This is a genomic window from Janthinobacterium agaricidamnosum (assembly GCF_003667705.1).
In the GTDB taxonomy this organism is placed as follows: Bacteria; Pseudomonadota; Gammaproteobacteria; order Burkholderiales; family Burkholderiaceae_D; genus Janthinobacterium.
Genome location: NZ_CP033019.1, coordinates 1919082 through 1944559 on the forward strand (window position 1 = coordinate 1919082; position 25478 = coordinate 1944559).

The window sequence follows — 25478 nt, forward strand, 5'->3', positions numbered from 1 at the left end:
CTCGTTCTCTCAATTTGGCCCCGCTGATGCGCGGGGCTCGTTATTGTAATTGGCGGCATGGCCGCCAAAGGGTACTGTTTAAGCGTGCGTGCCGAACCAGCCGCCATGCGGGGGCAGGCTGATCTGCTGGCCATCTTTACTGCCTGGCAAGCCGTGACCGGCCAGGCCGGCTGCTGGCCCCGCGTCAGGCCAGGCGAAGGTGACCGCCTCCGTGCCCAGGTTGAAGGCGGCCAGCAAGGACGGCTGTCCCGGCAAGTCGCGGCGCAGGGCCAGCACGGGTTCCGGCGCATCGAAGAAGACGATATCGCCGCGCAGCAACTGCGGCAGGGTGCGGCGCCAGGCGAGGATGTTTTGCGCAAAGCGCAGCGGCGAGCCGGCATCGTTTTCTTCCACATCGACGGCGCGCGCCAGATGCTCGGGCGGCACGGGCAGCCAAGGTTTGGCATTACTGAAGCCGCCATGCGGCGCATCGGCCACCCATGGCATCGGCGTGCGGCAGCCGTCGCGGCCCTTGAACTGGGGCCAGAACGGGATGCCGTACGGGTCTTGCAGCGCTTCGAAAGGAATGTCCGCTTCCGTCAGGGCCAGCTCGTCGCCCTGATACAGGCAGGGCGTGCCTTTCAAGGCCGCCTGCACGGCCAGCACCACCTTGGCCAGCGACGGCGACGGGTTCTCGCCGCCCCAGCGCGTCATCACGCGCACGCTGTCGTGGTTGCCCACGGACCAGGATGCCCAGCCGTCGGCCACTTGCGCTTCGAATTCTTCCACCTGCTTGCGGATATGCGCGGCGGAAAACTCGGCCGTCAGCAAGTTGAAACTGTAAGCCATGTTCAGCTTGTCGGCACCCGTGTAGGCGGCCATCGTGGCCAGCGCATTGTCGTCACCCACTTCGCCGATGGAAATGGCCTGGTATTCATCAAGGATGGCGCGCACGCGCTGCAGGTAGGCGATGTTTTCCGGCTGCGTCTTGTCGTACATGTGCGCCTGCATGCCGTACGGGTTGATGGCCGACACGCTGCTCGCATCGCGCTGCGCGGCGGGCGGATTGTCGCGCAGCAACTGGTCGTGGTAGGGGAAGTTGCAGGAATCGAAGCGGAAACCGTCGACGCCGCGCTCGAGCCAGAAACGCAGGTTGTCCAGCTGCGCTTGCTGCACGGCCGGGTTGTGGAAGTTCAGGTCGGGCTGGCTGACGAGAAAATCATGCAGGTAGTACTGGCCGCGGCGCGGCTCCCATTGCCAGGCGGAACCGCCGAACACGGAGAGCCAGTTGTTCGGCGGCGTGCCGTCCGGTTTCTGGTCGGCCCACACATACCAGTCGGCCTTGGGATTGTCGCGGCTGGAGCGGCTTTCCACGAACCACGGGTGGACGTCGGACGAATGCGACAGCACTTGGTCGATCATCACTTTCAGGCCCAGTTCATGGGCGCGCGCCACCAGGCGGTCGAAATCGGCCAGGGTGCCGAACATGGGATCGACGTCGCAGAAGTCGGCCACGTCGTAGCCGAAGTCCTTCATCGGCGATGTGAAGAAGGGCGAGATCCAGACGATGTCGGCGCCCAGGGCGGCGATGTAATCGAGCTTGGAGGTAATGCCGGGCAAGTCGCCGATGCCGTCGCCATTGCTGTCGAGGAAGCTGCGTGGATAGACCTGGTAGATGACGGCGCTGCGCCACCAGTCGGCGGGCAGGTGGGCGAGATTGTTCTGAATGGTCGGCATGAATGATTTCTTAAAAGTGCCTGTAGCCGTGGCTATCAGGGCGGCGCTGCTGGTTGGTAGGCGAACGTCTTATTTTAAAATTCAAAGCGCTTTGGGTATGAAATGAGTATAGTTCAAAGCGCTTTGAAAAGTAAAGCGATACACGCGCCAGACATACGATTTTTTTATGAGGGTGATTCAGGAGGGCAAAACAGAGCGGAAGAGGGCGTTTTACGAAACCCCAAGCGGAGGCTGGGGTCGGACCCTGAGGGGGAATGCGTCCAATGGGATGCATTCCAATGCAGTGTCCGACCCCTGTAGTTTGCTCTAGGGGTAAATCAGGCGTGGATTACCGGCCCCGCCGATTCCCCCGGCAACAGTTCGCATGGCCACAGTTCCTGCAGGTCGGTGACGGGCGTGCCGTCCATCAGGGCCAGCAGCATGTGGATCATCTTCGCGCCGGCGCCGCGCGGGTCGGGCTGGACGACGGTGGTGACGTTGTGGCCGGCCAGGGAATCTTCCATCACGCCCCAGACGATCAGCGACATTTCGCGCCCGATGGCGATGCCCGCGTCGAGCAGGGCGCGCACGGCGCCCACGCCCGACATGTGGTTGTCGACGATGACGGCGGTGGGGCGGGGCGAGCGGGCCAGAAGGCGCTGCATGGCCTGGTAGCCGGCGCGGCGGTCGTGCGCATTGTCGACCAGGTTGTCGGGATCGATGGCCAGGCCGCCCGCCTGCATGGCGTGCTGGAAACTCTCGACGCGCTGGCGCACGAAGTTCAGGTCCGGCGTGGCGCTGATCAGGCCGATGCGCTGGTGGCCCAGCTGCGCCAGGCGCTCGACGGCCAGGCGCATGCCCGCTTCGTTGTCGTAGTCGAACCACGCATGCGGCTGGTTCAGCTGCGTGCGGCCATGCGCGACGAACGGCATGCCCTGCTGCGCCAGGTAGGCGATGCGCTCGTCGAACGGTTTCGTGCGCCCGACGATCAAGCCATCGATGCGGCGGCCCTTGACCATGCGTTCATACGTGTGGAATTCGTTGGTGGCCGAGGCGGGCGCGATCATCATGTCCATCTGCTGCGCTTCCAGCGCTTCGGACATGCCGCCGACGATGTCGATGAACATGGGGTCGGCCAGGTCGTTCGGCATCAGCGGGTAGATGATGCCGACGATGTTCGTGCGCCCCACAGCCAGGCTGCGCGCCATGGGATTGGGGCGGTAGCCGGCCGCCTGCGCGGCGGCCAGCACCCGCTCGCGCGTGCGTTCGCTCACTTCCGGATAGCCATTCAAGGCGCGGCTGACGGTGGTTTCGGATATTCCTAGCGTTCTGGCGAGATTTTTGAGGTTCATGGATGCTGCGTATGGGGTGGGTCGGGAGCGATGCGGTGCGATGAAGGGTAGTTTATCTGATAAATGCCGGAATGATCAGGGGTATGACCTGCGGCGGCGGCGCCCAAAAAAATACGCGGGCAAACCCAGGGGCGCCCGCGCTAAAAGAGGATACTGCTGAATCACTACATTGAAGCTGCCGGCCATCGCGTGCAGCGGCGAAATGGTGGGTCCGGTTACTGCCTGCCCCGAAATGCGGGCGTTGTTGCTGCCACCGGCAAGCGTCCGGGGACGCTTGCCGACGTTCTAGATGCCGGCGATTACCACCAGCTTTCCACCTGGAAGCCCATCGAGCTGCCATTGGTCTTGCCACCGAACACGCCCGTCGACGACAGCGCCGATTCCGCCGCGGCGGCCGACTGGGCTGCCTTGTTCCATTTGGCGTAGGTGTAGAAGGCGCGCAGCACGGGGCGCGACCAGAAGCTGTTGCCGGCCGACAGTTGCGGCGCGAAGGTCAGCTTGGTCAGGTTGCGGCTTTCGCCGCCTTCCGGCTTGACGATGTCGTGGCCCAGTTCCACGGCCAGGCTGTAGTTGTCCGTGAAGTGGTAGACGGGGCGCGCGCCGATCGACGTCCACTTGCTGCTCACGCCTGCCGTTTCCTTGTCTTCGTAGACGAAGGTACCCATGCCCGACCAGGAACCTTTGGGCTGGATCATGATTTGTTCCGTCAGGCGCACGACCTTGTCATCCTTGCTGGCGCCCAGGCTGAAGCCGCCCGTGTTGGCCGCGCTGCCTTTGCCGTACTGCAGTGCCACCTTGTTGAAGCCGCCCAGCAGATTGCCTTGCGTATGCATGATGGTCAGCAAGTGGCCGCTGGCGATGGGGGCTGCGCCTTGCGCGTTGCGTTTCTGGTTGAATTGCAGGCCCAAGGTCAGTTCGCCGTCCGGATTGACCTTGATGCCGGAGAAGCGCAAGTCGTGGGACAGGCCCATGCGCTTGCTGTCGCCGTCGTCGGCCGTGCGCACGATGGCGTAGGCCAGCTTGGCCGCGCCCAGGTCGATGTTTTCCAGGCCGGCGCCAGGGCCGCTGTTATTCCAGAAGTAGTAATCGGTGATGTGCACGTCCTGGCGGTCGTAGTAGCGCTTGCCGACCCAGGCGCGCGCTTCGGCGAAGGCGCCCGTGCCGATCTTGTCCGCCACCACGTTCATTTCGCGCCACGACGGGTCCGATTGTTCCCAGTCCTGGTTCTGGTTGACGGAGAACGCCACCAGGGTATTGATGCGGAAGGTGGTGCCGTTCGCTGCCTTGAAGGCCTCGCCGCCGAATTTCAGCTCGCCGTAGGTTTCGCACTCATTGCCCAGACGATATTTGGACGAGGCGCCGGCCAGGCCGAAACACGCTTCCTTGCCGCCTTCGCTGCTGGTGCCGATGCCCGAGCGGATGTAACCGCCGAAGTCGATCGGCAGGGCCGCCTGGGCCGACGCGCTCAAGGCCATGAGCACTGCCGCTGGCAACGCTTTCAAGAAAAATTTGTTCATTGTGTCTCCAGTGTTTTTATAGATGTGGGATCGGCGCGCATCACTTTGCACAACCAAAGCGCTTTAACTATGTTTCAAAGCGCTTTGAGTATAGTTCAAAGCGCTTTGATAAGTAAACTCGTTTTGTTCTTGGCGTCGTTCGGAAACTTTGTGGGTGTTGCGGAGAAACATCAAAGGCGGGCGACGGCGCGTGGGCGCCGCCGTGTATGGCAGGAGGAGATCAGGAGGGAGTGTCGCAGGCGGGCAGGGTGGTCGAGTCCGTTGCCACAGGGGCAGGATGCCGCAGGAAGACCAGAATCAGTAGGGCCGAGGTCGTGGTAATGCTGGTCAGCACATACAGCAAGTGGCGGAAGGCCGTGCCGTACGCTTGCGCCAGTTCGGCGGCGCCAGCCTGCGGCAGCAGGGTGGCCGCATGGCGCAGTTCGCCCAGCGCCAGGAAGGAGCCCGCGTGCGCCGCCTGTTCCGCACCGATGCCGGCAAGGTCGGCGTGCCCCAGCGCCGCGACAGTAAACGTGCCCAGCAGCGCGCTGACGATGGCCAGCGCCAGGCCTTCGCCCGCCACCCTCGTCGTGTTAAAGATGCCGGCCGCCATGCCGGCCCGCTCGACGGGCACGACGCTGATGGCCAGGCCATCCATCAAGCCCCAGGGCAGGCTGATGCCGCAGCCGATCAGCAGCAGTGGCCCCAGCAAGCTGGTGGGCGACTGGCCTGGCGCGCAGGTCGACAGCCACAGCAAGCCGCCCGCCGCCAGCAGCAGGCCGCTGGCGCAGATGTGCGCGGCGGCAAGGCGTTGCGCCGCCAGGCCGGCCAGGACCGGCAGCACCAGCATGGGCGCGGACAGGGCGATCATCATGCGTCCCGCCTCCAGCGGGCTGTAGCCTTCGATGCCGATGAAGCGGGCCGGCAGCAATACGAGCAGCACGACGAAGGAAAACGCGGGCGCGGCGGCCAGCAATTGCACGCCGGCAAAGGCGGGCAGGCGGAACAGGGTCAGATCCAGCATGGGCCGCGCGGCGCGCCGCTCCACGCGGATGAACGCAGCCAGCAGCAAGGCCGCGCCACCGAACAGCCCCAGACTGGCGGCGCTGGCCCAGCCTTTGTGCGGCGCCTGCAGCAAACCATAGGTAAACAGGGACAGCGCGCCCGTAAACGTCAGGGCGCCGGGCCAATCGACGCCTTGCGCTTGCGGGTCGCGCGTTTCGCGCATGGCGCGCGCGGCGGCCAGCAGGGCGGCCAGGCCGGCCACGGCCGTGGAGACAAAAATGGCACGCCAGCCCGTATGCGTGATCAAGGTGCCTGCCAAGAAGGGGCCGAAGGCCAGGCCCACGCCGAAGGCCGTACCGATCAGGCTGAAGGCCCGCGCGCGGGCCGGGCCGTCGAATTCCTGCGCCAGGGCCGCCAGTCCACTCGACAGGGCCATGGCGCAGCCCAGGCCCTGGACGGCGCGCAGCACGTCGAGCCACAGGATGGCGGGCGCGGCCGCCAAGGCCAGCGCGGCGGCGGAAAACACAGCCATGCCCAGCAAGAACACGCGCTTGCGGCCATAACGGTCGGCCAGCGCGCCGGCCACCATCAGGCAGCCGCCAAAGCTGAGCATGAAGGCATTCGTGATCCAGGCCAGCGCCAGCGGCGTGCCGCGCAGCTCGGCGGCGATGGCGGGAATGGCGATGGCCGGTCCCGTAAAACTGAGCGGCATGCACAGCGCAGCGAGGCAGACGGCGGCCAGCACGAAGGCGCGCCGGGACGCGGAGGCAGGCTGCATGCGGTGATTCGTATCCATGGGAATGATTCCAGAAAGAGGGAATCCGATGATAATATGGATGCAATCCATGAAAAAGTGGCTGAGAATCCACTCATAACGGACAAATATTCCCTAATTGAGGTCGCATGGATAATTTGAACGGCATTGCCGCTTTCGTGCGCGCGGCGGAAACCTCCAGTTATGTGGCGGCCGGGCGGTTGCTCGGCGTGTCGGCTTCGGCCGTGGGCAAGAGCGTGGCGCGGCTGGAAGAAAAGCTGGGCGTGCGCCTGCTCAACCGCAGCACGCGGCGCATCAGCCTGAGCAACGAGGGCGCGCTGTTTTACGAGCGCTGCCAGCGCATCCTGGCCGACCTGGGCGATGCCGAGGCGGAACTGTCGCACCTGGCCGAGGCGCCGCGCGGCAAGCTGCGCATCAGCCTGCCCGTGATCGGCTACCGCATCATCCTGCCCCTGCTGGCCGACTTTACGCGCCAGTACCCGGAGATCGAGCTCGACCTCGATTTCAACGACCGCCTGGTCGACGTGGTGGCCGAAGGCGTCGACGTGGCCGTGCGCAGCGGAACGCTCACGGATTCGCGGCTGATGGCGCGCGAACTGGGGCCGTTTGCCTTTGCCATCGTCGGTTCTCCCGCGTACTTCGCCCGCCATGGCGTGCCGGCCTCGCCGCGCGCGCTGGAAGGGCACGCCTGCGTGCGCTATAAATTCCCCACCACGGGCAAGTTGCAGGAATGGGCGCTGCAGCGCGCCGAGGGCGACAGCGGCGGCGAGTTGCGCTTGCCGACCGCATTGACTTGCAACAATATCGAAGCCTTGATCGGTGCCGCCACGCAGGGCGTGGGCCTCGCCTATTTGCCTGACTTTATCGTGCGCGACGCCATCGCGCGCGGTGAACTGCAAGCCGTGCTGGCAGACAGCTTGCTGTACTCGAGCAAGTTCTGGGTGCTGTGGCCGTCGAGCCGCCACCTGTCGCCCAAAATTCGCGTCTTTGTTGACCATCTGTGTACCCACCTGCATTTTTCCGCGTCCCCTCCCGACCCTGCATCCATCGCTTGATACCTCTGGCCCCCGCGCTGGCGGCGGGTTGGGGAATATTCCTACCCCAAAGCGATTAATCCTAATCCGCTAAATTTATATTTGCTGCGCCGCATCAAGCAATGCCGCACAGCATCAGCTTATGCCCTTCCTGAATACCAGTCATACGTTATTGAAATTGCCATAAGGAATTTATTTATGTTAATTTCATATCTGTTTCTGCAACATTGCATCGCTTCGGCGGTTGCCGGGACATGTGCAGGATTAGGCGCCATAAGCGTGTAGTAACCAACAATTAAGGGGTGACTGCCCCGTTCCGTTCAGGGAGTGTGCATGAAGACAGTGATGACGACGCCGCCGGATCCGGCGCCAGCCGCGACCGCGAAACCGGCCCGCAAAACGGGTTTGCTGCTGGGTGGCGGTGCACCAAATTCCACCCTGATCGCCGGCGCGCTGGCCGCTTTCCTCGATGAGGGCATCGAGTTCGACGTCATTTCCGCGTCCGGCGCGGGAGTGCTGATGGGTTTGCTTTACACGACGCCGCACGAGGCCACGCCGCGCCAGGCCTTGCAAAGCTGGGCCGACACGGGCGTGGCCGACAGCATCTACAAGATGATCCCGATCAACTACAAGGTATTCCAGAAGCCGGGCATGCACGCGAGCACCTTCCGCGACGCTTTCCAGCCGCCGGCCAACAATCCTTTTTTTCAGGCGTTCCAGCAAACGTTTGCGGGCGTGCCCACGGCCTGGTCGGACTGGGGCAAGCTGATGGTGTCGTCGCTGTCGCCATCGGACCTGTCCGCGAAAAGCCTGGGCCTGTGCGCGCATTTGCCCTTCCTGGAAAAAGCCGTCGACTTCTCGGGCGTGACGCGCATGCGCCCCGATTTCTACATCAATGCCTACAACCTCAGCGAGCACCGCATGCAAATCTGGGGCAAGCACGAGATCGAGCCCATCCACGTGCGCGCGGCCCTGTCGTTTCCCTTCCTATATGCGCCGACGACCATCGACGGCGACGACTACATCGAAGGCGCGGCCCTCGACACGCTCAATTTCGACCCGTTTATCGAAGGCAAGGGCGAGCACCATGACGCCGACACCCTGGTCATCCTCGACATCCTCGGCGACGAGCGCCTGTTGCGCAAGCCGCGCAACCTGTACGACGCCTGGGTGCGCTCCATCATCACGCCGCTGGTGAAAATTTCCAAGAGCGAGCTGCGCCTGTTTGAGCTCGAGCACAACACGGATGCACGCACGGGCCAGCCCAAGCGGCGTCTGCTGAAACTCGATCTGATGGGCGGCATCCCGGAGCAGCACTGGCCCGATACCCTGGACTGGTCCAGCTCGAACATGCAGCTGCTGTTCGACGTGGGCCACAAGGCGGGCCTGGCGTTTTGCCGCCAGCATGGCGACTTGCTGCGCCGCACGCCTGACGCAGCCCCGCTGGCGGCCTAAGCCCGCGCCGCCTGCCACCGGTCCTGGCCACCTGATCGGCAGCTACTCATCCCGCCTGGCCTTGCCAGGCCACCTTTTTACTGTGAAACACCATGAATATCACCAAGCAACTCATTCTGACCCTCACCATCGCCTTGCTGGCCCTGCTATTGCTGGGCGCCGGCGGCGCCATCCAGCTACAGCGCGCCCAGGAACGTTTCGACACCGTGCAAAACCGCATCATTCCCAGCATTCAGGGCTTGAATGCGGCCAAGGGTTTCCTGGCCGATTCGCGCCTGGCCGGCTATCGCCTGTCCGTATTCTCGAATCTGGCCGACAAGACGGCGCTGGACAAGGCCGTGGCCGACGCCAACACGAATTTCGACAAAGTGATTGCTACCTACCGCGCCGAGCGCCTGTACGACGCGACGGACAGCAAGATGCTCGACGCCGACCAGGCCGCCATGGAAGCGTACCGCCGCGCGCTCGTGCCATTCTTTGCCGCCGCCTACGCGGGCGACATGGATGGCGTGCGCGCCACCTTGCTGGCCGGCACGCCGCTGGCCATCACGGCCGCCGCCGCGAAAAAGAGCATGGATGACCATATCGCCTACAACAACAAGCTGGTCGACGATGTCAAAGCGGAAAGCCTGGCCGCCTACGACACGGCGTTCAACACCATGCTGGCCGTGCTGGGCGTGGCCGTGCTGTTGACGGGCGCGCTGGCCTGGCATATCTACAGCACCATCAGTGGCGGCCTGGGCAATATCGAACATACGCTGGAGAGAGTCAGCGCCTCGCTGGACCTGTCCGCCGCCATGCCCGTCGAGCGTATGGATGAAGTGGGCCGCACGGCCACCGCCTTCAACAAGTTTCTGGAGCGCATAGTCGGCGTGATCGCCACCGTGCGCGCCTCGGCCGATACGGTCAGCGTGGCGGCTGCGCAGATTTCCGCCGGCAACGCGGACTTGTCCGTGCGCACGGAGCAGCAGGCGTCGTCGCTGGAAGAAACGGCCTCCAGTCTGGAAGAGCTGACCTCGGCCGTGCGCCAGAATACGGACAATGCGCGTCAGGCGAACTCGTTGGCCGTGTCCGCCTCGGACGTGGCGCGCAAGGGCGGCGCCGTGGTGGCGCAAGTAGTAGGTACGATGGGCTCGATCAATGAATCGGCGAAGAAGATCGCCGACATTATCGGCGTGATCGACGGCATTGCCTTCCAAACCAACATTTTGGCGCTGAATGCGGCCGTCGAAGCGGCCCGCGCGGGCGAGCAGGGCCGCGGCTTCGCCGTGGTGGCAACGGAAGTGCGCAACCTGGCGCAGCGTTCGGCCGCGGCTGCCAAGGAAATCAAGGGCTTGATCGAGGATTCCGTCGATAAGGTCAACACGGGCAGCGCGCTGGTCGACCAGGCGGGCGCGACGATGGAAGAAATCGTCGCCAGCATCCGCCGCGTGACGGACATCATGGGCGACATCGCCAACGCCAGCCACGAGCAAAGCGCCGGCATCGAGCAAGTGAACCAGGCCATTTCGCAAATGGACCAGGTCACCCAGCAAAACGCGGCCCTGGTGGAAGAGGCGGCGGCCGCCGCATCCTCGCTGCAGGACCGCGCCGTCGAACTGGTCGATGTGGTGGCCGTATTCCGCCTGCGCGGCGATGCCAAGGAAAAATCATTGAAGGTGGCGGGCGGCTTGCCGGCTCCCGAAACGGCCCCGCGCCGCGCAGCGCAACCGGCGCGCCGCATGCTGGGATGAACTCGGGCATGCCGTATGTCATTGTCAGGTGCTGGAAGGCTTCCACACCTGCTTTGACGCATCGACGCCATATTCCCAAGTAAACGTTTTTTCTATTTATTAATCAATAATATAAATGGGATTTTGAAAAAGCTGGAAATGGCCTCGCCAAACGGTTTGGAGGGAAATTCAACGATGTTCCTCCCTGTTTTTTGACGAATCTGGTTCGCCAAATCGTGAATATCGCTGGCCTCATTTCCATGCAGGCGTCTGCCGTTTACTCCCCCCATCATGCCCGCAGAATGGATGGTTTCGAGGTCGTCTATATATGCCTGTCGTTGGACGTTGTTCATGTAGAGCGTCTGCTTATAGATTGATGACTTTGCGGCTTGTTCGTTTTCCGCATCCCAATCGAAGTCAACAAAGGCCAGAGCGGAGCAGAAGGTCAGATAAATAAGGAAAGCAGTTGATATTCTTTTCATTGAGAGGATGGTTTTAATCAGATTCAATCTGAAGATAAGGAAGGAATGCCATCAACGATAGCAAATTTTCCACATGGAAACATCACACATTGTCACATTCGCGTAAGCGCCAAGGTGCAAGCTTGGGTTATTCAAGCTGATGTGGAAATAAATATGGTGCCATGCCAAAGTTTCAGATATCGGTATCGCATTACGGTTGGCGGACCATTTTTTGAAAAACAGCTAACAGGCATGTTATATTATATAAGTTGCCTCTTGGAAATTTTATCCTCGGCCACGTTATATCAATTAACCACTTTTCTTTTCGGCCGCCGATGACCTGCCCAGTGTGTAATGCCCAAAATTCAGCCATGAGTGCACGTTGCCTCGAATGTGGAACCATCCTTATACAGGAAGCAATTGCCCGTCCTGAAGCGTTGCAACAAACCGTGGACAATCTGGATCGGCGCATGTACATCGGCTACGGCGGCTTGGCAGGTTTCGTCGTTGGCATGGGCAGTTGGATGGTTATTTCTCAGGATGAGGCAGAGGTCAAAGGCTGGCTTTTGATCTCGGTCATGACGGGCGCCGCACTGGGCCGTTTTATTGCATGGCGCAGGCGCAATACGCTTGAGTAAATTCGAGCGAACTACCTGCGGCTGTTCTTGACGGGTAGCGGCGATGTCGTGAAACGTAATAAGCAAACGTAAGAAGCAAACGTAAGAAGCAAACGTAAGAAGCAAACGTAAGAAGCAAACGTAAGAAGCAAACGGCTTGTCGGCAATTTCTAAGTAATCCTCGGGAAATTAGTGTGAATTTATGACGAACAGAACCGGATGCTGTGCAAGGCGCTCGCTGCGACGCAGTGCGGGCACTGCTAGCAGTGAGCAACGCCGCAGAGCGCCGGTTATGGCAGTCAGAAATCACAATAATTTATTGGGGGTTACTTAGCGCGTCGGCATGGTCCTCCTGATCAGACACGGCGTTCGCTGTTCATGCGGACGACGCTGCGCCATTCGCTGCCCCAGGTCAATTCCTCGCAAACTGCCGCGTCAAATTAACGTGCCCTTCCCGTCATGATGGAATACAATTCCTGCGTGGCAGCCAGCTTGCCTGGCAAGGCCGGGCACGGCGCCTTTGACCTCGGAAAGATGTTGGCTTATGACTCTGCAGTTCCCCCAGCGAACGGCGCCGTGTGCGCCATCCACGCTCCGTATTTCACGCAAGCCCCTCGTTTCCCTGTTCGTCCTGACGTTGTCGTCTCTGCTGGGCACGGCGCCCGTCATGGCGGCCGCGCCTGCCAGCGGCAGCGTCATGCTGGAAGAACTGACCAGCACGGAGTTGCGCAGCCGTATCGAGCACGGCGCCACCACCGTGCTCGTGCCGATCGGCGGCGTTGAGCAGAGCGGGCCGTATATCGCACTGGGCAAGCACAATGTGCGCGCCGGCTTGCTGGCGCGCCAGATCGCACAGCAGCTGGGTAACACCATCGTCGCCCCCGTCGTGTCCTACGTGCCGGAAGGCGCGATTTCGCCGCCGGCCGGCCACATGCGCTTTGCCGGCACGATTTCGATACCGCCGGCCGCCTTCGAAGCCGTGCTGGAAGGGGCCGCCGCCAGCCTGCGCCAGCATGGCTTCCGCGACATCATTTTCCTTGGCGATCACGGTGGTTACCAGAAGAACGAGCAGAACGTGGCGAATAAACTCAACCGCGCCTGGGGCAAGACACCCGCGGGCAAGGAAGCGCGCGCCTACGCCTTGCTCGATTACTATGACATCACGCAATCGGCCTATATTGCCGAACTGCAGAAGCGCGGCCACAGCAGCGCCGAGATCGGCCTGCACGCGGGCTTGGCGGACGCGGCCTTGATGCTGGCGACGGACCCGTCGCTCGTGCGCAGCGAGGCCATGGCGCACGGGGCGAAGCCGGGTGTGGCGGACGGCGTGCGCGGCGACGCGACGCGGGCAACAAAGGAGCTGGGCCAGATCGGTATCAAACTGCAGGTGGACACCTCGGTGGCTGCCATCAAGCAATTGCTGCAACGAAATAAGTAAATCTTCCGCTGGAAGTGCTGAACTTCCGGCTTTTGCAACGAAACGACGCGAAAACACATGAAAAAATCTCAACGACGCACCATCGTCACCTTGTCCGCCCTGGCTGCCGCACTGGCCGGCCTGGGCGTGGCCAGCCAGGTCATCGGCGCCAGCACGCCGGCCCCGGCCGCTGTCGCCGCGGCGCCGGCGGCCGCCTATTCGCCGCTGCCGGGCATGCCGCCGCTGGTGGACCCGAAAAACGTGTACGGCAGCATCGCCAGCAGCAATATGAGCCCCGTCGTCAAGGATCACCTGCGCCGCGTCTACGTGCCTAATTTGCGCTCGAACGACGTGTACGTGATCGACCAGGACAGCCTGAAAGTGGTCGACAAGTTCAAGGTCGGCAGCGGCCCGCAGCACGTCGTGCCGTCGTGGGACTTGCGCACCCTGTGGGTGGCGAACAATGCCGAGCGCACGGACAAGGGCAGCCTGACGCCGGTCGACCCCTTGACGGGCAAGCCGGGCAAGGAAGTGCCCGTCGATGATCCCTACAATATGTATTTCACGCCGGACGGCAAGTCGGCCATCGTCGTGGCCGAAGCGCGCCACCGCCTCGATTTCCGCGATCCGAAAACCATGGCGGTGCAGTATTCGATCGACACGCCCCAGTGCGGCGGCATCAACCATGCGGATTTCTCGAATGACGGCCGCTACGCCATGTTCACCTGCGAATTTGACGGCACCATCGCCAAGATCGACCTGGTGGGCCGCAAGGTCGACGGCTACCTGAAATTGCAGATGCCGGCCAAGCGCTTTGCCGAGTCCGGCCCCGTGGGCGGCCCCGCGAATGAAATCTGCAGCGTCAAGAAGGGCATGCCGCAAGACATACGCATCTCGCCGGACGGCAAGAAATTCTTTATCGCCGACATGGACGCCGACGGCGTGCACATCGTCGATGGCGCCACCCTGAAGGAAATCGGCTTCATCCAGACGGGCGTGGGTGCGCACGGCCTGTATCCTAGCCGCGATGGTAAAAAGCTGTACGTGGCCAACCGCGGCACGCACCGCATCCACGGCAAGCCGAAGGGCAAGGGCAGCGTCAGCGTGATCGATTTCGCCACGGAAAAAGTCGTGTCGAACTGGCCGATTCCCGGCGGCGGCAGCCCCGACATGGGCAATGTGAGCGCCGACGGCAAGTATCTGTGGCTGTCCGGCCGTTTTGACGACGTGGTGTACCGCATCGATACGAACAGCGGCGACGTGTCCAAAGTGAAAGTCGGCCAGGAACCGCACGGTCTGACCGTCTGGCCGCAGCCGGGCCGCTATTCGCTGGGCCATACGGGCAATCTGCGCTAAGCGGGGGGCGCATGGAAATCGATTCGCTGGAGCAACTGCGCGCGCATTATCCGCCCGCGCAGGGGCGGGCGCTGAGCAAGCAGCTCGACCACCTCGACCCGCATTGCATCGCCTTCATCGGGCTGTCGCCGTTCGTCGTGCTGGCCACGGGCGGGGCTGGCGGCCAGCTCGACGCCTCGCCACGCGGCGGCGCGCCCGGTTTCGTGCATGTGCTCGATGCCCATACCCTGCTGCTGCCCGATGCCAAGGGCAATAACCGCCTGGACAGTTTCAGCAATATTGCCGAGATGGGCAGGGCGGGACTGCTGTTCATGATTCCCGGCGTCGATGAAACCTTGCGCGTGAATGGCGAGGCCAGTCTCAGCGACGATGCGGCGCTGCTGGCGTATTTTGCCGGCGAGCGCAACCCGCCGCGCCTGGTCATGCGCCTGCGCGTGGCCGAAGCTTATCTGCACTGCGCCAAGGCCCTGATGCGTGCGCGCCTGTGGGATAGCACGGCTCAGGTCGAACGCTCCGTCCTGCCGACGATGGGCCGGATGATCGGGGACCAGACGGGAAGTATCGGCCCGCTGGAAACACAGGAGCAGATGCTTGCCCGCTACGCGCAGGATCTGTAGCTTTGCTTGCTTAAAAGGCAATGCTGGCGCATACTGCGCTTCCTTTCCCACTACCTGCAAGGAGCGCCATCATGATTCTTGATCACATCGGTTTGACTGTCAGCGATGCACAGGCCAGCAAGGCTTTCTTTTCCGCCGCCCTGGCGCCTCTGGGCGTCTCGGTGGTGATGGAAGAGCAGGGCTGGGTTGGCATGGGCAAGGATGGCAAGCCCGATTTCTGGTTCGGCGTGGGCGGCGCGGCGCATGCCGGCATGCATCTCGCCTTCGCGGCCGACAACCGCGCCCAGGTGGACGCGTTCTACAAGGCCGCGCTGGAAGCGGGCGGCAAGGACAATGGCGCGCCCGGCATCCGCGCCATCTATCACCCGAATTACTATGGCGCTTTCGTGCTGGGGCCCGATGGCCATAATGTCGAAGCCGTCTGCCACCGTCCCGAGCCTTGATGCCGGGCATTACCTGAAGAGAGCAGCATGAAGCACAGCGCCACCCTGTTTGCCGATGATGCCGGCCGCTATGCCTACGTCAAAGCGGGTTTCTCCTGGCCGGCCCTGTTCCTGGGTTCGTTCTGGGCGGTCGCCAAGCGCCGCTGGTGGCTGGTGCTGCTCATGTTGGCAATGGATGTGTGCCTGTGGTTTGGCAGCCATCTCGCCACCGAAATGCGCATCGGCCCGATGATGCTGCTGATGGCCGGCGCGGAACTCAGTTACCTGCTGGCGCGCGGCTGGTACGGCAACCGCTGGCTGGAAGCGTCGCTGCGCAGCCATGGCTACAAGCCCGTCGTGCCGGGCACGGGCGCCGCTGGCTGAGCTTGCCTGACACAGATTTCCCTTTCCGTTACTGACGTTTGCCAAGAGCAAGCCGTCCAGCCCAAACTTTTTGCGCAGCCTAGCGCACCTTTGATCCAGATCATGCCTCACCTGCGGTGCTCACGTAGCCTTGGGACTCGCGTTGCAAAGCATCTTCCCACCAATCGGATATGTTTTTTCGCGTTTCGTGGCGTAGCCCGGCTGTCTGTCTCACCGTTCGACAGCCGGTGGTGTCGCCATCTGTTTATGTCCACCCAACCGCTATTAATGAGGAACTCCATGTATCCATATTCCCGTAGTGTTACCCCCGCCGCCAAAAATCACCTGGAAGCGCAGCTGGCTTTCTTCAATGGCCTGTCGAAGTCGCTGTTTCAATCGATGCAGCATTTCAGTGACCTGAACATGCAACTGGCGCAAGGCTTGCTGGAAGAAAGCACGGTCACCAGCCAGAACCTGTTGACGGTCGAGCGCGCCGAAGATGTATTCCAGGTGGCCGCCGCCTCGGGCCAGCCAGCCGCCGAGCAACTGCGCAAGTATCAGCAACAGGTGTCGCGCCTGGCTGCCGATACGCAGGTCGAACTGGCCAATGTGGCAGAGCGTCATGTGAATGAAACGAGCCGTACCGCCAAGGCCCTGGCTGAAGAAGTGGCCCGCACCGCTTCGGAAGAAACGGAGAAAAACGTGCGCAAGCAGCAGGAAGCGATGCAGCGCATGGCCGAACCGTTCCAGGCCTATCAGCAAAACGGCGCTAACCGCGACCAGCAGCGCGGTGCGCAAAGCCGTGACGGTCAAAGCCTGCAAAGCGCCAGCCACCAGGGCAGCCAGCAGTCGTCCGGCAGCGAAAGCTCGGCCAGCGGCAGCGCATCGCAAGCGGGCTCCGCTCAAAGCAAGAGCAGCAGCGCCAGCCGTAAAGAGTAAGTACGAAGCTGCTTGCAGCTGAGCCGCATCGCGAGGGCCGAGCCTTGCTCTGCGGCCAGCCGGCACGCGGCATTGTGCGTATTGGTTTGGGCAGAGCGCCCGCCCTTCACGGGGCGGGCGTTTTGTCGTATGCGTGCAGCTCCGGGGCTGGCGTGCCTGAGCCAGGTGAGCGGGGCGGCAAGGCTGGGCCTGCCGGCGAGCCGGTATCTGACAAGACTGCGGGCAAGACCGCTGACGAGACCGCGTTGCCGGCGCCACTGTTCGCATCGATGAAGGCGCTGACGGCGTCCAGCGTGGGCGCCAGCCTGCGCAACGGGGCGGCCAGCGTGGCGACCAGGGTGGCGTGGCCCACATGGTCGAAATAGGTTTCCGTCACGGACCGGTGCAGCGCGCGCAAGGCACTGGCCAGGCCGCCTGTGTTGCGTTGTGGATCGACCAGCTTGTCCTTGCCGGGCTTTGGAGCGATCAGCAGGGCGGGAGGGGCGTCGGCCGTCACGTGGTGAATGGGCTGCGAAGCGGCGGGCGTGTCCGGGTAAAAGAACACGGGCCGGGTGATGGTGTTTTCGATCGGCAGGAAATCATAGGGGCCGGCCAGGCCTATCCAGCCCCGCAAGTCGTGCGGACGCATGCCATGGCGCGCCAGCAGGCTGGCGTCGAGCGCCAGCATGGCCGCATTGTAGGCGCCGGCGCTATGGCCCATGACAAACAAACGCGTCGGGTCGCCGCCATGGCGGCTCGATTCCATCGCGGCCCAGGCCACGGCGCGGGCCGCATCCTGCAATATCTCGGGGTAGTGCACGTCCGGATACAGCCGGTAGTCGGCGATCACGGCCAGGTAGCCGCGCGCCGCGAGCGCGTGGCCGACGAAGGCATAGTCGGCGCGCTCGCCCGTCGTCCAGTTGCCGCCGTAAAAGAACACCACCACGGGAACGGGGCCCGTGCGGGTCTTGGGCGCGTACACATCGAGTTTCTGCCGTGGCAGGGGGCCGTAGGCCAGGCCGCGCGTCACTTGCGAGGTGCTGCCGGATGACAAGGCATTGATGGCGGTCAAGGGCGAACAGGCAGCCAGGCCGGCAGCGAGCGGGATGGCCGCCAGCAAACCGAGCAGGGTGGTGCGCAGGATCGTCATGCGGGCTCCTGATTCTTGTGGATGATGCTTGCAGTGTAGGCCAGGCTGGGCAGGGCGCACATGGGGATGTTGCTCTTTATCATAGATAACTGTCGCATGCGTCTATCAATCCTGTAACAGCCATTTGCGCGCCGTGGCGATGACGGCGTCCGACAGGGTGCGCGTGAGGGGGGTCTGGATATCCCAGGCATGCCAGGTCAGGGGCACGTCGAGCGCCTGTCCGGCCGCCACGTCGACGAGCCGGCCGGCGGCCAGCGCCGTTTCCGCCTGCAGCAAGGGCACCATGCCATAAGCATAGCCCGCTTCGATGAAGCGTACGAAGTCGCGCGCCGAACCGAGCACATGGTGCGGATAGCGGCCCGTGTAGCCGAGGCGGTGCTGCAGATAGCGCTCGTGCAGCGCATCCTTGCTGCCAAAGGTGATGGCGGGCGCCTGGCTGACGGCTTCCACCGTAAATCCATGCGGAAACCACTGCTGCGCGAATGCGGGGGACGCCACGCACAGGTAGCGCATGCCGCCCAGCGGCGTGGCCGTGGTGCCGGCCACCAGGTCGTTGGCGCTGGTGACGCAGGCAAACACGCGTCCTTCGCGCAGCTGGCTCAGGGTATGGTCCTGGTCGTCGAGGCGGATATCGAGCAGGCAGGACGGCGGCGACAGCAGCGGCCCCAGCGCTTCCGGGATCCACGTGGCGGCGCTGTCGGCGTTGACGGCGATGGCCAGTGCCGGCAATTGCGTCGTGGGGCCGGGCTGGGCGTCGAGCGCCGCTTCGAGCAGCTTGACTTGCCGGTAATGGGCGATCAGGCGCTGGCCCGCTTCCGTCGGCAGGGGCGGGTGGCTGCGGATGATCAATAACGTGCCTTCCAGGTTTTCCAGGGTGCGGATGCGCTGCGACACGGCCGGCTGGCTGATCGCCAGCGCCTGCGCGGCCTTTTCAAAGCTGCCCAGGCCGATCACGGCGTCGAGGGCGGCCAATCCACGGTAATCGACGACGCGCATAAGTTTCTCTTATATATGTTTAGAATCATTCATTATACTTATATTTACTTTTTCTTTACACTGTTGAAATAGGGTAACAACTCCACTCTCCCGCGCGGTCCCCCTGGTACCGCACCACCCTCCACCTACCTCTGATGACTTTGCCGTTGCCGGCAGAGCGTGGGCGGCCGTGCGCGTGATGGAAAGCAATGGAAAGGAATCGATATGGACAGCGCAATTTTCTTGAAAGGCATGGGGCTCGGCGCGAGCCTGATCGTGGCCATCGGCACGCAAAACGCCTTCTTGCTCAAGCAGGGCTTGAAGCGTCACTACGTGCTCACCTGCATTCTTGTATGTTTGTTGTGCGACGCCATCCTGATCACGGCCGGCGTGGCGGGCATGGGCACCTTCATCGCCGACAATCCCAATTTCCTGCTGTGGGCCAAGGCGGGCGGCGCCACCTTCCTGATCGCCTACGGCTTGCGCGCGGCCAAATCGGCCTGGCGCCCGACGGCCATGACGGTATCGGCCGCCAAGGCGCCCGAAGGCTATTGGGCCGTGATCGGCGCGGCGCTGGCGTTCAGCTTGCTGAACCCGCACGCCTTCCTCGATACGGTGATTTTGCTTGGCTCGATCGGCGGCCAGCATGAAGGCGTGGGACGCTTTTACTTCGCCGGCGGCGCCATCATGGCCTCGGCCCTGTGGTTCTTCCTGCTGGGCTTTGGCGCCCGCTACCTGGCGCCCGTGTTTGCCAAGCCCATGGCATGGCGCGTGCTCGACGGCATTATCGCCCTCGTCATGTGGGCCATCGCCGCCTCGCTGTTCCTGTAATCAGCGGGTCAGGAAGTTCAATACGCGGCTGGCCAGCTTGCCGTATGGCGGCCGCAGCAGCGTCAAAGGGCTGTAGCGCGCCTGGTAGAACACGGGCCGCAGCTTGCTGAATGTGTGAAAACCTTCGACGCCGTGGTAGTGGCCCATGCCGGACTCGCCCACGCCGCCGAAGGGCAGATCATGCTGGCCCACGTGGAACAGCGCGTCGTTGACGGACACGCCGCCCGACATCACCGTGTCGATCAGCATCTGCACGGTCTGCTTGTCGTTGCTGAACGGATAGATGGCCAGCGGACGCGGCCCCCCGTTGATGCTGGCGATCACCGTTTCCAGGTCGGCATAGCCGCGCAGGGGCAGGACGGGGCCGAAGATTTCCCGCGTCAGCAGCAGGCTGTCTTCGGGCGCGTCGAGCACGATATGCGGCGCGATCTTGCGCGTGGCGCGGTCGTATGCAGGCCCCGGCAGCAGCGAAATCACTTGCGCGCCCCGTTCCCGCGCTTCATCCAGGGCCTGCAGCAGGCGCTCAAAGGCGGCCTCGTCGATGATGGAGGTGTAGTCGGGCGTTTCCAGCCGCGGGTAGCGCGTGGGCACGATCCGGCGCGCATGCTCGACGAAGGCGGCGATGGCGGCCTCGGGCAGCCAGGCGTGGTCGACGCTGGTGCAGATTTGCCCCGCATTCAGGTACTTGACGAACAGGATGCGCTCGGCAGCCGTGCGCACGTCGAAATCGGCGCAGACGATGGCCGGCGCCTTGCCGCCCAACTCCAGCGTGACGGGGCACAGATTGCGTGCGGCCGCCGCCATGACGGCCCGGCCCGTCTGGCCGGAACCCGTAAATAGCAGATGGTCGAACGGCAGTTGCGAAAACGCCATGCCCACGCCGCCCGTTTCGTCAACAAACTGCAGCTTTTCCGGCGGGAAATAGGCGGGCATGGTCTCCATCAGCAGCCGCGCCAGGTGGCGCGAGTTCTCGCTCATCTTGACCATGGCGCGGTTGCCGGCGGCAAAAATGTAAGTCAGAGGCACCAGACTCAGGTTGACGGGGAAATTCCACGGCACGATGACGCCTACCACGCCCAAGGGCTGGGGCAGCACGCGGTTGCGGGCGCCCGGAAAATTGCGCCAGTCCACGCTGCGGCGCTGCGGTGTCATCCACTTTTTCAACTTTTTCAGTACGTGGTCGATGCCGTCGATGGCGGGGAATATCTCCGCCAGCAAGGTTTCGTGGTGGGAGCGGTTGCCATAATCGGCGCTGATCGCCGCGCACAGCGCTTGTTTGTGGTCGCGCAGGTAGCGCTGCAGGGTTTGCAGGTCGCGCTTGCGCTCGGCCAGGGTCGGCGCGGGGTGGGCCAGACAGGCGGCGCGCTGCAAGGCCAGGGCGGCAGCGAGTTCGGCGTGCTTCAGTTCCATGTTGTTTGCGACATCAGGCATGTTGCTCCTTGGCCGGTCGGGCAATACGCGCGCCGTTCCAGCGCACTATAGGCGAGTATTGGCAAATGTGCCGCCAGCGAGCCGACGCTGCTGCCCGATACCCCGTAAAATGTCCGTCAACTTGACGCTACGCTTTCCAGGAATGCCATGACCTCGACCACGCCAGACTCCCTGCACATCGTGTGCCCCCATTGCGACGCCGTCAACCGCCTGCCGGCGGCCCGGCTCACGGAACAGCCCACGTGCGGCAAGTGTCAGAAGGAGCTATTCACGGGCCAGCCCGTGGACCTGGCCAGCGCCCGTTTCCTCAAGCATATCGAACGCAGCGACATTCCCGTGCTGGTGGACTTCTGGGCGCCATGGTGCGGCCCGTGCCGCAGCATGGCGCCATTCTATGTGCAAGCAGCCAGGACCTTGGAACCAGCGTTTCGCGTCGTCAAGGTGAATACGGAAGCGTCGCCGGACCTGGGCAGCCGTTTCAATATCCGCAGCATTCCCACCCTGGCCCTGTTTTTGCGCGGCGTGGAAGTGGCGCGCCAGCCGGGCGCCATCGATGCCAACGCCATCGTTGCGTGGGCGAGGGACAAGGCGCGTTTCTAAGCACGAGGGAAAACCGTTCAGGTTTTCCATTTGACATTTAATATGGCGCCATATTATATTGCGCCATATGATAAAACTCGAACAGAAATACACGGCCTTGCTCGGTGACGTGCAGCGCCGCGCGCTTGGCCCCGACATGCCGGCATCCGTCGGACGCCTGCGCCTGTGTTTTGAAGTGCTGGGCCTGGCGTCCGCCATCGATGGCGATTGCGCCACGCGCCTGGGCCGGCATGGCTTGTCGGAAGGCAAGTTCGTGCTGCTGGCCCTGCTGCGCGACGTGCCTGATGGACTCTCGCCGCACGCACTGGCCGAGCGGGCCGGCGTGACGCGCGGCACCATCACGGGCTTGCTCGACGGCCTGGAGCGCGACGGCTTCCTGGCGCGCCACGCGGACCAGGTCGACCGGCGCAAGCTTCTGGTGCGCCTCAGTGCCAAGGGAGACGCGGCGGCCGCCACCCTGGTCGATGAGCACGCGCAATGGATCGCCAGCCTGTTTGCCGATTTCACGCCGGAAGAAATGCAATTATTGAGTGCGCTGCTGGAAAAAGCCTGGCGCAAGACGGAGAAGGGTGAAATGCAGGGTGCTGCATGAGCCGCGGCGTCGCCGACGTCGCGCCCGCGCGCCTGGCCCTGCTGAACCAGGGAACGGTGGCCAGCGCCACCTTGACGGAAGGGCTGGCCGTCGACTTTGCTCAACTGCTGGCTGCAGCCGTGCCCGCTATCGGTGTGGCCCGCCTGGAGCGGATGCGCGCGCAGGCGGCCGCCGGCATCACCAGACGCATGGCGCTGGCGGCGCAATTGCTGCTGGAGGCCGGCACCGACCTGGCGATGCTGCAAGTGCATCCGTCCGACACGGTGCGGGGCTGGGCCTGCTTTGCCATCGCCGCGCAAGCGGGCTTGACCTTGCCGCAGCAGCTGGCCGCCATGCGGCCGCTGGCCGACGATGGTCACTTCGGCGTGCGCGAATGGGCCTGGCTGGCGCTGCGGCCCGGGCTGGCCGTGCATTTGCTGGATGCCATCGCACTGTTGGCGCCGTGGACGGCGGACCCGTCGGAAAGAGTGCGCCGCTTTGCCTGCGAAGCGCTGCGCCCGCGCGGTGTGTGGTGCACGCATATCGCCCGGCTAAAGGAAGAGCCGCAGCTGGCCTTGCCCCTGCTGCAAGCCTTGCGCGCCGACCCGGCCGTCTACGTGCAGGATTCCGTGGCCAACTGGCTCAACGATGCGGCCAAGAGCCAGCCGGACTGGGTGCGCAGCCTGTGCGCGCAATGGCTGCTGGACAGCCCCGCTGCCGCCACGGCGCGCATCTGCAAGCGGGCGCAGCGCTCGCTTACTTGATTCTTTGGAGGACAAACATGCATTACCTGTTAGAACTGTACAGCCCGAAACCGGCCTGGCTGGCCCTCGACGGCGCCGCGCGCCAGGCGTATTTCGCCACGGTGGGCGCCGGCATGGCGGCCTTGTCGGGCAGCGGCGCCGAAGCGCTGGCCATGGGCGCCATCAACGGCGGCAAGCTGCATGCGGCACCCCAGCAATTCTATGCCGTCTGGCGCTTCCCGGACGAGGCGGCACTGGACGCCTTGCTGGCCGGCATCGCCGCCACGGGCTGGCATGATTATTTCGACACCGTCAATGCGGCCGGTCCGGCCGTGGATTTTCCTGGCCACCTGGCGCAGCTGGCCGCCTAGCGTCCGCCATTTTCCTTGCTGCTAAGGTAAAGTTGGCATTTCCATCTGATTATCGACGTTGATGCCAATCAAAGTGTTCTCCCTCCTGATGCTTGCCGTGGCGCCCATGCTGGCGTCGGCAGCCCCTGCCACCCCGCAAGCGCTCGTCGCCGCCGCCCGCAGCCAGGTGGGCGTGACCCTGCAGTACGACCCGCGCTACGAGCGCCTCGCCTATCCGGGCGGCGACGTGCCGCTCGAACGCGGCGTGTGCACGGACGTGGTCGTGCGTGCCTACCGTAAACTTGGGCAGGATTTGCAGGTGCTCGTGCACGAAGACATGCGCAAGGCGTGGCAGGTGTACCAGCAGCAGGGACGCTGGCAGATGAAGGGGCCGGACCGCAACATCGACCACCGGCGCGTGCCGAACCTGGGTACGTATTTTGCCCGCCACGGCACCAGCCTGCAGCCAAGCAAGGAAGCAAACGCTTACCGCGCGGGCGACATCGTCACCTGGCGCCTGCCGCGCAACCTGACCCACATCGGCATCGTCAGCGACAAGCAGTCGTGGGGCGGCGTGCCGCTGATCATCCACAACATCGGCGAGGGCGCGCGCGAGGAAAACATTTTATTCAGCTATCCGATTACGGGGCACTATCGTTGGCAACCCCGTTGAGAGGCAGGGGCGCGATCTCTTGCAGGATCGCCAGCACCCTGGCCAGCGCCGTGTCGATATCGAGCTTGTCGATGGCGCCATAGCCGAGGAACAGGCCTTCATGGCGGGCTGGACCGTGGTAAAAACCGGCCAGCGCATACAGGCTGACGTCGGCCAGGCGCGCGCGGCGCAGCAATTCCGCGATATCGAGCGGCGCCTGCGCCAGCGCCGCCACGTGGAAGCCGGCGCTGGCCGGCACCAGGCGGAACCATGGGGCCAAGGGGCCGTTGAACCAGTGCTGCAGCCGTTCGCGCCGCCCCGCATAGATGTCGTGGCAGCGGCGGATATGGCGCAGCAAATGGCCATCGCCGATGAACTTGGCCAGCGCATGCTGGCCCAGGCTGGCCGTATGGCAATCGCTCAGGTATTTCACCGTCTGCATGGCGGCCACGATGGCTTGCGGCAGCACGACATAGCCCAGGCGCAATTCCGGCAGCATGATCTTGGAAAAGCTGCCCACGTGGGCGACGATACCGTAGCGGTCCATGCTTTGCAGCGCATCCTCGGGCCGGCCCTCGTAGCGGAAAGCGCTGTCGTAATCGTCCTCGATGATGATGGCGCCCAGCTGCTGCGCCCGTTCCAGCAGGGCATGGCGGCGCGCCATGCTCATCGGCATGCCAAGCGGAAATTGATGGGCGGGCGTGACATAGATCAGTCGCGTGCCGTCCGGGATTTGCGCGACGATGATCCCATCCTCGTCCACTTCGACGCCCACCACGCGCGCGCCCTGGCTGGCGAACACGGCGCGCGCCACGGGGTAGCCGGGTTCTTCCACGGCAACCGTGTCGCCCGGCTCGAGCAGGGTCAGCGCGAGCAGGTGCAAGGCTTGCTGCGCGCCGCTGGTGACGAGCACCTGCTCCTCGGTGCAATGGATGCCGCGGCTGAAGGCGGCATGGCCGGCGATCGCCGCGCGCAAGGCGGGCAAGCCTTCCGCGGGGCCATAGCGGCCGCGCGCCTGGCCGCCCTGGCGCAGTGCATGCAGCATGCAGGCGCGCCATTCATCCTGCGGGAAATGCGCGGGCGTGGCACGTCCGCCGATGAAGGCGTAGCGTGCCGGCGTTTCCTGGCTGGCGCGGCGCAGGGGCGTGGGTGTCGCTTCCCAGCGGGCGATGCGCTGCGCGCTGGCCAGCGGCGCGCTCGCATGGCGGCGCTGCGGCGAGGCATGCGGCGTCTGCACGAAGCTGCCCACGCCCACTTTGCCGACCAGCAGCTTTTCATAGCCGAGCTTTTCATATACGTCGGACACCGTCTTGCGCGACAGGCCCAGCTGGCTGGCCAGCAGGCGCGAGGGCGGCAATTGCTGCCCATCCGTCAGCCGGCCCGAACGGATGGCTTCGCTGAGCTGGCGGTACAGCTGGCCGCCCAGGTCGCGCGTGCCGTCGATCAGGATATGTAATTCCATGGAGTATCTGTTGGTGGT

25 protein-coding genes are annotated in these 25478 nt (G+C 63.7%); 16 read left to right on the forward strand and 9 right to left on the reverse strand.

All coding sequences use genetic code 11. The annotated features are described in order from the left end of the window. Positions 1–78: 78 nt before the first annotated feature. From D9M09_RS08815 to D9M09_RS08830, 4 genes are all read right to left on the reverse strand, one after another. Entirely contained in the window at positions 79–1716 is a 1638-nt protein-coding gene (locus D9M09_RS08815; RefSeq protein WP_121669082.1) for an alpha-amylase family glycosyl hydrolase, read from the reverse strand. 317 nt (positions 1717–2033) lie between these two features. Continuing rightward, positions 2034–3047: a substrate-binding domain-containing protein gene (locus D9M09_RS08820; protein WP_121669083.1), complete on the reverse strand. Its 1014-nt coding sequence runs from the start codon at positions 3045–3047 to the stop codon at positions 2034–2036. A gap of 299 nt (positions 3048–3346) precedes the next feature. Beyond that, entirely contained in the window at positions 3347–4564 is a 1218-nt protein-coding gene (locus D9M09_RS08825; RefSeq protein ID WP_070218271.1) for a maltoporin, read from the reverse strand. Between the two features lie 220 nt (positions 4565–4784). After that, entirely contained in the window at positions 4785–6344 is a 1560-nt protein-coding gene (locus tag D9M09_RS08830) for an MFS transporter (protein WP_121669084.1), read from the reverse strand. A 107-nt stretch (positions 6345–6451) separates the two neighbouring features. Between D9M09_RS08830 and D9M09_RS08835 the strand changes: the two genes are divergently transcribed. From D9M09_RS08835 to D9M09_RS08845, 3 genes are all read left to right on the forward strand, one after another. Next, positions 6452–7378 (forward strand): LysR family transcriptional regulator, encoded by a 927-nt coding sequence (locus D9M09_RS08835; protein ID WP_121669085.1) that lies wholly within the window; start codon positions 6452–6454, stop codon positions 7376–7378. A 312-nt stretch (positions 7379–7690) separates the two neighbouring features. After that, the gene (locus D9M09_RS08840) at positions 7691–8812 is read left to right on the forward strand and encodes a patatin-like phospholipase family protein (protein WP_373631368.1); all 1122 of its coding nucleotides are present in this window, start codon (positions 7691–7693) and stop codon (positions 8810–8812) included. Positions 8813–8904: 92 nt separating this feature from the next. After that, the gene (locus D9M09_RS08845) at positions 8905–10545 is read left to right on the forward strand and encodes a methyl-accepting chemotaxis protein (protein WP_121669086.1); all 1641 of its coding nucleotides are present in this window, start codon (positions 8905–8907) and stop codon (positions 10543–10545) included. Between the two features lie 92 nt (positions 10546–10637). Here D9M09_RS08845 and D9M09_RS08850 read toward each other — a convergent pair whose 3' ends face one another. Then, complete coding sequence (locus D9M09_RS08850; RefSeq protein ID WP_070289735.1) at positions 10638–11006, reverse strand: hypothetical protein; 369 nt, start codon at positions 11004–11006, stop codon at positions 10638–10640. Between the two features lie 350 nt (positions 11007–11356). Between D9M09_RS08850 and D9M09_RS08855 the strand changes: the two genes are divergently transcribed. The 7 genes from D9M09_RS08855 (at position 11357) to D9M09_RS08885 (ending at position 16716) form a co-directional block, all read left to right on the forward strand. Continuing rightward, positions 11357–11623 carry a hypothetical protein gene (locus D9M09_RS08855; protein WP_162995614.1) on the forward strand — a complete coding sequence of 89 codons (267 nt, stop codon included), beginning with the start codon at positions 11357–11359 and terminating at the stop codon, positions 11621–11623. A 523-nt stretch (positions 11624–12146) separates the two neighbouring features. Next, positions 12147–13040: a creatininase family protein gene (locus D9M09_RS08860; RefSeq protein ID WP_346428573.1), complete on the forward strand. Its 894-nt coding sequence runs from the start codon at positions 12147–12149 to the stop codon at positions 13038–13040. Between the two features lie 57 nt (positions 13041–13097). Next, entirely contained in the window at positions 13098–14375 is a 1278-nt protein-coding gene (locus D9M09_RS08865) for a YncE family protein (RefSeq protein ID WP_070218263.1), read from the forward strand. A gap of 11 nt (positions 14376–14386) precedes the next feature. Then, entirely contained in the window at positions 14387–14992 is a 606-nt protein-coding gene (locus D9M09_RS08870) for a pyridoxamine 5'-phosphate oxidase family protein (protein WP_121669089.1), read from the forward strand. A 71-nt stretch (positions 14993–15063) separates the two neighbouring features. Beyond that, positions 15064–15435: a VOC family protein gene (locus tag D9M09_RS08875; protein WP_205602343.1), complete on the forward strand. Its 372-nt coding sequence runs from the start codon at positions 15064–15066 to the stop codon at positions 15433–15435. Positions 15436–15462: 27 nt separating this feature from the next. Beyond that, a complete protein-coding gene (locus D9M09_RS08880) occupies positions 15463–15798 on the forward strand; it encodes a hypothetical protein (RefSeq protein ID WP_070218261.1) in 336 nt (111 codons plus the stop codon). 279 nt (positions 15799–16077) lie between these two features. Continuing rightward, positions 16078–16716 (forward strand): phasin family protein, encoded by a 639-nt coding sequence (locus D9M09_RS08885; protein WP_070218260.1) that lies wholly within the window; start codon positions 16078–16080, stop codon positions 16714–16716. Positions 16717–16822: 106 nt separating this feature from the next. On the opposite strand, the gene D9M09_RS08890 is transcribed toward D9M09_RS08885, so the two are convergent. Further along, complete coding sequence (locus D9M09_RS08890) at positions 16823–17845, reverse strand: alpha/beta hydrolase (protein WP_121669090.1); 1023 nt, start codon at positions 17843–17845, stop codon at positions 16823–16825. Positions 17846–17950: 105 nt separating this feature from the next. Continuing rightward, positions 17951–18841 (reverse strand): LysR family transcriptional regulator ArgP, encoded by an 891-nt coding sequence (locus D9M09_RS08895; protein WP_035817600.1) that lies wholly within the window; start codon positions 18839–18841, stop codon positions 17951–17953. 204 nt (positions 18842–19045) lie between these two features. Here D9M09_RS08895 and D9M09_RS08900 point away from each other — a divergent pair, with 204 nt between their 5' ends. Continuing rightward, complete coding sequence (locus D9M09_RS08900) at positions 19046–19651, forward strand: LysE/ArgO family amino acid transporter (RefSeq protein ID WP_070312363.1); 606 nt, start codon at positions 19046–19048, stop codon at positions 19649–19651. Here the strand turns inward: D9M09_RS08900 and D9M09_RS08905 are convergent, their stop codons facing one another. Beyond that, positions 19652–21082 carry a coniferyl aldehyde dehydrogenase gene (locus tag D9M09_RS08905; protein ID WP_121669091.1) on the reverse strand — a complete coding sequence of 477 codons (1431 nt, stop codon included), beginning with the start codon at positions 21080–21082 and terminating at the stop codon, positions 19652–19654. A gap of 147 nt (positions 21083–21229) precedes the next feature. Here D9M09_RS08905 and trxC point away from each other — a divergent pair, with 147 nt between their 5' ends. The 5 genes from trxC to D9M09_RS08930 all read left to right on the forward strand — a co-directional run bounded on the left by trxC (position 21230) and on the right by D9M09_RS08930 (position 24019). Then, the gene (gene trxC, locus D9M09_RS08910; protein ID WP_099408708.1) at positions 21230–21682 is read left to right on the forward strand and encodes a thioredoxin TrxC; all 453 of its coding nucleotides are present in this window, start codon (positions 21230–21232) and stop codon (positions 21680–21682) included. Positions 21683–21752: 70 nt separating this feature from the next. Beyond that, positions 21753–22274: a MarR family winged helix-turn-helix transcriptional regulator gene (locus D9M09_RS08915; protein ID WP_205602384.1), complete on the forward strand. Its 522-nt coding sequence runs from the start codon at positions 21753–21755 to the stop codon at positions 22272–22274. Further along, positions 22271–23017 (forward strand): HEAT repeat domain-containing protein, encoded by a 747-nt coding sequence (locus tag D9M09_RS08920; protein WP_121669093.1) that lies wholly within the window; start codon positions 22271–22273, stop codon positions 23015–23017. Before D9M09_RS08915 ends, D9M09_RS08920 begins: the two co-directional genes overlap by 4 nt. Positions 23018–23034: 17 nt before the next feature. Next, a complete protein-coding gene (locus D9M09_RS08925) occupies positions 23035–23367 on the forward strand; it encodes a DUF6616 family protein (protein ID WP_070312368.1) in 333 nt (110 codons plus the stop codon). A gap of 61 nt (positions 23368–23428) precedes the next feature. After that, positions 23429–24019: a DUF1287 domain-containing protein gene (locus D9M09_RS08930; RefSeq protein WP_070312369.1), complete on the forward strand. Its 591-nt coding sequence runs from the start codon at positions 23429–23431 to the stop codon at positions 24017–24019. On the opposite strand, the gene D9M09_RS08935 is transcribed toward D9M09_RS08930, so the two are convergent. Continuing rightward, positions 23988–25460, reverse strand: a complete 1473-nt coding sequence (locus D9M09_RS08935; protein ID WP_121669094.1) for a PLP-dependent aminotransferase family protein — start codon at positions 25458–25460, stop codon at positions 23988–23990. The genes D9M09_RS08930 and D9M09_RS08935 overlap by 32 nt on opposite strands. Positions 25461–25478 lie beyond the last annotated feature (18 nt).

Coding starts and splice junctions, on each gene's coding strand:
- D9M09_RS08835 (WP_121669085.1), top strand. CDS start 6,452: ATGGATAATTTGAACGGCATTGCCGCTTTCGTGCGCGCGGCGGAAACC.
- D9M09_RS08925 (WP_070312368.1), top strand. CDS start 23,035: ATGCATTACCTGTTAGAACTGTACAGCCCGAAACCGGCCTGGCTGGCC.
- D9M09_RS08920 (WP_121669093.1), top strand. CDS start 22,271: ATGAGCCGCGGCGTCGCCGACGTCGCGCCCGCGCGCCTGGCCCTGCTG.
- D9M09_RS08895 (WP_035817600.1), bottom strand. CDS start 18,841: ATGCGCGTCGTCGATTACCGTGGATTGGCCGCCCTCGACGCCGTGATC.
- trxC (WP_099408708.1), top strand. CDS start 21,230: ATGACCTCGACCACGCCAGACTCCCTGCACATCGTGTGCCCCCATTGC.
- D9M09_RS08845 (WP_121669086.1), top strand. CDS start 8,905: ATGAATATCACCAAGCAACTCATTCTGACCCTCACCATCGCCTTGCTG.
- D9M09_RS08830 (WP_121669084.1), bottom strand. CDS start 6,344: ATGGATACGAATCACCGCATGCAGCCTGCCTCCGCGTCCCGGCGCGCC.
- D9M09_RS08825 (WP_070218271.1), bottom strand. CDS start 4,564: ATGAACAAATTTTTCTTGAAAGCGTTGCCAGCGGCAGTGCTCATGGCC.
- D9M09_RS08820 (WP_121669083.1), bottom strand. CDS start 3,047: ATGAACCTCAAAAATCTCGCCAGAACGCTAGGAATATCCGAAACCACC.
- D9M09_RS08815 (WP_121669082.1), bottom strand. CDS start 1,716: ATGCCGACCATTCAGAACAATCTCGCCCACCTGCCCGCCGACTGGTGG.
- D9M09_RS08855 (WP_162995614.1), top strand. CDS start 11,357: ATGAGTGCACGTTGCCTCGAATGTGGAACCATCCTTATACAGGAAGCA.
- D9M09_RS08840 (WP_373631368.1), top strand. CDS start 7,691: ATGAAGACAGTGATGACGACGCCGCCGGATCCGGCGCCAGCCGCGACC.
- D9M09_RS08850 (WP_070289735.1), bottom strand. CDS start 11,006: ATGAAAAGAATATCAACTGCTTTCCTTATTTATCTGACCTTCTGCTCC.
- D9M09_RS08880 (WP_070218261.1), top strand. CDS start 15,463: ATGAAGCACAGCGCCACCCTGTTTGCCGATGATGCCGGCCGCTATGCC.
- D9M09_RS08860 (WP_346428573.1), top strand. CDS start 12,147: ATGACTCTGCAGTTCCCCCAGCGAACGGCGCCGTGTGCGCCATCCACG.
- D9M09_RS08870 (WP_121669089.1), top strand. CDS start 14,387: ATGGAAATCGATTCGCTGGAGCAACTGCGCGCGCATTATCCGCCCGCG.
- D9M09_RS08905 (WP_121669091.1), bottom strand. CDS start 21,082: ATGCCTGATGTCGCAAACAACATGGAACTGAAGCACGCCGAACTCGCT.
- D9M09_RS08885 (WP_070218260.1), top strand. CDS start 16,078: ATGTATCCATATTCCCGTAGTGTTACCCCCGCCGCCAAAAATCACCTG.
- D9M09_RS08890 (WP_121669090.1), bottom strand. CDS start 17,845: ATGACGATCCTGCGCACCACCCTGCTCGGTTTGCTGGCGGCCATCCCG.
- D9M09_RS08930 (WP_070312369.1), top strand. CDS start 23,429: ATGCCAATCAAAGTGTTCTCCCTCCTGATGCTTGCCGTGGCGCCCATG.
- D9M09_RS08935 (WP_121669094.1), bottom strand. CDS start 25,460: ATGGAATTACATATCCTGATCGACGGCACGCGCGACCTGGGCGGCCAG.
- D9M09_RS08865 (WP_070218263.1), top strand. CDS start 13,098: ATGAAAAAATCTCAACGACGCACCATCGTCACCTTGTCCGCCCTGGCT.
- D9M09_RS08875 (WP_205602343.1), top strand. CDS start 15,064: ATGATTCTTGATCACATCGGTTTGACTGTCAGCGATGCACAGGCCAGC.
- D9M09_RS08900 (WP_070312363.1), top strand. CDS start 19,046: ATGGACAGCGCAATTTTCTTGAAAGGCATGGGGCTCGGCGCGAGCCTG.